2 protein-coding genes and 2 pseudogenes are annotated in these 4,216 nt (G+C 67.9%); 2 read left to right on the forward strand and 2 right to left on the reverse strand.

The window, feature by feature from the left end; translation table 11 throughout:
* Together MJ797_RS22865 and MJ797_RS22870 are read left to right on the forward strand one after the other, a co-directional pair.
* Positions 1-217, forward strand: a pseudogene (locus MJ797_RS22865) (hypothetical protein); the annotation flags it as partial.
* A 43-nt stretch (positions 218-260) separates the two neighbouring features.
* Positions 261-1,850, forward strand: a complete 1,590-nt coding sequence (locus MJ797_RS22870) for an AAA family ATPase (protein ID WP_239341072.1) — start codon at positions 261-263, stop codon at positions 1,848-1,850.
* Between the two features lie 58 nt (positions 1,851-1,908).
* Here the strand turns inward: MJ797_RS22870 and MJ797_RS22875 are convergent.
* Positions 1,909-2,134 (reverse strand): annotated as a pseudogene (locus tag MJ797_RS22875) (flavodoxin); the annotation flags it as partial.
* 209 nt (positions 2,135-2,343) lie between these two features.
* The coding region (locus tag MJ797_RS22880; RefSeq protein WP_239341074.1) for a thioester reductase domain-containing protein at positions 2,344-4,216 on the reverse strand (1,873 nt) is incomplete at its 5' end.

Raw genomic sequence — 4,216 nt, forward strand, 5'->3', positions numbered from 1 at the left:
GGTGTGGACGGACCGCCAAGACCACGCCCGTGCGCACGGGACGCACCGGATCTGCCGCCTGTCATCGGCTGGCCGAGGGGATGGTACTGACGGGGCTATCCGAGCCGCAGGAGTACCGCTCCAGCTGCTCCGTCCGGCGTTGACGCGCCTGACGGAGCAGCTCGGAATCGAGCACGTCCTCGCCGCTCGCGAGGCGATGCCCACCGCGGTTCCGTAAAGTTGCGATCAGTGGAGCGCGACGGATCGGAGGGTGGTGGGTGATGACTCGCTCGTTCAACACGACTGGACCGTGCGTGCCGATCGATCATTATATGATCCCAGCCCCAGCACGGCTCCCGGAAGTTCCAGATCTCGTCGAGGACAAGAAATATTTTGTTATTCACGCCCCCCGCCAATCGGGCAAGACAACGGCGCTACGGGCACTAGCCGCCGAACTGACCACGAGTGGGCGCCACGCGGCAGTGGTGCTGTCAATGGAGGCCGGACAGCCCTGGCCGGATGACGTCGGCGCGGCCACCCGTGCGATCCTCGGCCGTGCCCGTCGCGCGGCACGAACCAACCTGCCCGCCGAGTTGCGTCCACCGCCATGGCCGGACAGCTGGGACGAAGTGCTCCTCTCGGACGCATTCGCCACCTGGGCGGAGGCCTGCCCGCGACCACTCGTTCTTTTCCTCGACGAGATCGACTCTCTCGCGGGGCGCACGATGCTCAGCGTGCTTCGCCAACTGCGGGACGGCTTCGCTGACCGCCCCACCGGCTTCCCCGCGTCCGTGGCGCTCTGTGGCCTGCGCGACATCCGCGACTACAAGATTGCCGCAGGCGGCGACCCGACCAGGCTGACATCGCCAAGCCCGTTCAACATCGCGGTGACGTCGCTGCGGCTGAGTGACTTCACCATCGACGAGGTCCGCACCCTCTATGGACAACACACCACCGACACCGGCCAACGGTTCACCTCACAGGCCGTCGAGTACGCCTACGCACTGACGATGGGCCAGCCATGGTTGGTCAACGCCCTCGCATACGAGATCGTCAACCGCATCAAGGTGCCAACGACGGTGACGATCACAGGCGAGCATGTCGACGAGGCTGCCGAACGGATCACGATCGCCCGTGAGACCCACTTGGACTCCCTACTCGACAAGCTCCGTGACCCCCGCGTCAGACGGATCATCGAGCCCATCCTCGCCGGCACGCAGGTCAGGTTCGACCCGTTCGCCGACGACCTCGCCTACACCACCGACCTGGGACTGATCCGACGAACCGCGACAACGGTCGAAATAGCCAATCCGATCTACCGGAACGTCATCACGCGACTCCTTGCCGACGGTCTCTTCGAGGGGATTCTCGGCGCGCCCCGGCCCCGCTCGTTCATACTCCCCGACGGCCGACTCGACCTGCCCGGCCTGCTCACCCGATTCACCGACTTCTGGCACCGGACCGAGGACATCCTCGAAGCCGACGAGCCCTACCGCGAAGTGACCCCCCACGTCACCCTGCTCGGCTACCTCGACCGCGCCATCAATGGAAGCGGCTTCGTGGACCGCGAATACGGCGTCGGACGCGGCGCACTCGACCTGCTCATCCGCTGGACCTACACCGAGCCCGACGGCAGACCCGCCGTCCAGCGCGAAGCTCTCGAGGTCAAGACCCACCGGCCCGGCGACAAGGATCCGACGAAGGCCGGCGTCAGCCAGTTGGACGGCTACCTGCTCCGCCTCGGCCTCTCCGCCGGCCACCTCGTGATCTTTGACCAGCGACCCGCCGAACGCAAACGCGTCGCCACCAAGCTGGGCTCAGAGACCGCCACAAGCCCCAGTGGACGGACTATCACGATTATCCGCATCTGACGGGACAGCACCGCACGCCAGGACTCGATCCACACGACCACGGCCACGGGCGCGGTGCTCAACCGGCCATCAGACTGGCGGCGACCGTGGCGCCGAACTCCCAGCAAGCCTCGCGCGCGCCGGCGTCCGCCTCGCCAATCACGGTGAGCGGCTCGCGTAGACGTTTCCATTTCAGGCCGGTGGCGATGGCCCCGACGCCGCGGACCCGCGCCGGTCGTATCGCTGTTGCCGTGGACGTACAACGCGTAGGGCCGGCCGACGGTCGCCTCAAGGCAGGGGTAATAAGAGCGCCCGAGGATAGGGCGTTCGATCAGCGAGCGGCTCATCCGCGCCCGGTCCGGCAAGGCGGCGGAGGAAGGCGCCCTGGTGGTGGGCGCCGACGGACGACAACGCGGCCGGGCGGGACGCGGATGAGCCGCGAGCCGGACAGTCCTATCCTCGGGCGCTCTAAATCTGGTCGCAGAACTTCCGAAAAGTCGCGTACGTCGCGCAGTCACACTACGTGTCGCGAAAGCTCACCGCCACCTGTGCCTGCGCGCTCTGCCACCACTGCCGCCGTCGGCGCCGTATTCGATTCGGGGAGGAACCCCGTCCTCACGAAGAACTTCACATAGGTCTCGACCAGCTCCGACGTGATGGCTGGGCATGGGATACCGCCCGCCGCGAGCGTGGCGCTGGTATCCAGCGGCGGGAGTTCGCCCGCGTCGGGTGCCGTGATCGCCTGAAATGTGTCGAGCAGGGGGCTGAGGACGTTGTCGAGGTCGGCGCGTACCCGCTCAGCCCAGTCGCCGGCGTCCAGGTCCTCAATCTGGTAACCAAACGACCGCAGCTGCCGCACCAGGGTGGCGAATGACAACGCCGTGTCGTTCTGCACATGGAACGTGCCGCCGGCCTCGTTCCGGGACAGCGCCGTGACCACACCACTCACATAGTCGGCCGGGACCATACGGAACGTCCCGCCGAGATCGCGCGGCGCGGACCGGGCCTGCACCATTCCCCTGACGCTGAGCCACACGAAGTCCCGCGTCTGGCAGGCGCCGTTGACCTGATCGCCGCACACGGCGTCCACCCGGTACATCGAGACGGGCAGGCCGCGGGACCGGGCAATATCGATCACTTTCTCGGCTACCCACTTGCTCTGGCGGTAGCCGCTGTCCAGGGCCTCCGGCGGCCCCGTCGGATCGGCGGGACGCAGCGGAGCCTCTCCGGCATCGGCAGCCCCGAACACGCCGATGGTCGAGATGTGGTGCACCGGCACCGTGCGGTGCCGGGCCGCCAAGCGGAGGATCTCCTCGGTGCCCGACACGTTCGCAGCCCTCAGCTCCTGGTACGGCCGCAACCAGTGCACTTCGCCGCCGGCGTGGTAGACGCCGTCGAGCCGCCGTGCGAGGTCGTCGAAACGTTCCTCGGTCAGACCGAGCCGCGGCTGGGCGAGGTCGCCCAGGACGATCTGGATCTGGGTCGGGTCCACCGCCAACCGGTAGTACGCCAGGTTCGCGCGCAGCCGCGCCAGCGCGTCCCGTTCGGTGGCGCCACGGACCAGGCAGTGCACGACCGCACCGGTGTCCCGCACGAGGTCTCGCAACAGAAAAGCGCCGACGAATCCGGTGGCGCCGGTCAGGAGGAGGTGATCCGGCTCGGCCACGGCGGCCACCACCTCGGCCGCGGGGATGATGTCGTCCGCGAGCCGGACCTCGGCGGCGAAGTCGATCTTCGGGGTGGCGGCATCGACGAGGTCATGGGCACCGGCCAGGTAAGCGGCAAGCGCGGCCGGTGTCGGATGGTCGAAGATCGCGGTGCTGGTGAGTGCGAGCCCGGTCGCTTCGCCAAGCTCGTGGGCCAGCCGTACCGCGCCGAGCGAGGTCATGCCATGGTCACGAAAGGTGGCGTGCTGCATCAGGTCCGCGCGCACCTCCGTCGGCGCGGCGTCGCCCGAGAGCTCCGCGATGACAGTGCGTGCCCCCGCCATGACCAATTCCAGCAACGAGGCGGAATCGGCCGGGCCGACCGATCGTCCCGGCTGCTGGGCCGCGAAGTCGGCCACCAGGTCAGCCAACCGGCGTCGGGCGATCTTTCCGGTCGCGGTACGCGGAATTGCCGGCAGCACGACGATGGCGACCGGCATCTTGTACCGTGCCATGCCCTTGGTGACGAGGTGCTCGGTGACGGCGCGCAGGGTTACGGTTGCCCCCTCCGTGACGACGAGGCACGGATACTCACCGAGCCGGGGATCCGGCCGCCCCACCACCGCTGCGGGCCCGATGTCTGGCAGGTCGGCGAGCAGTTCCTCGACTTCGATCGAGCTGAACTTCTGTCCGCCTACGTCGATCAGCTCGGCGATCCGACCGTGAAACGCGACGAGGCCG

The sequence above is a fragment of the Protofrankia sp. CiP3 genome, assembly GCF_917627345.1.
Classification (GTDB): domain Bacteria; phylum Actinomycetota; class Actinomycetes; order Frankiales; family Frankiaceae; genus Protofrankia.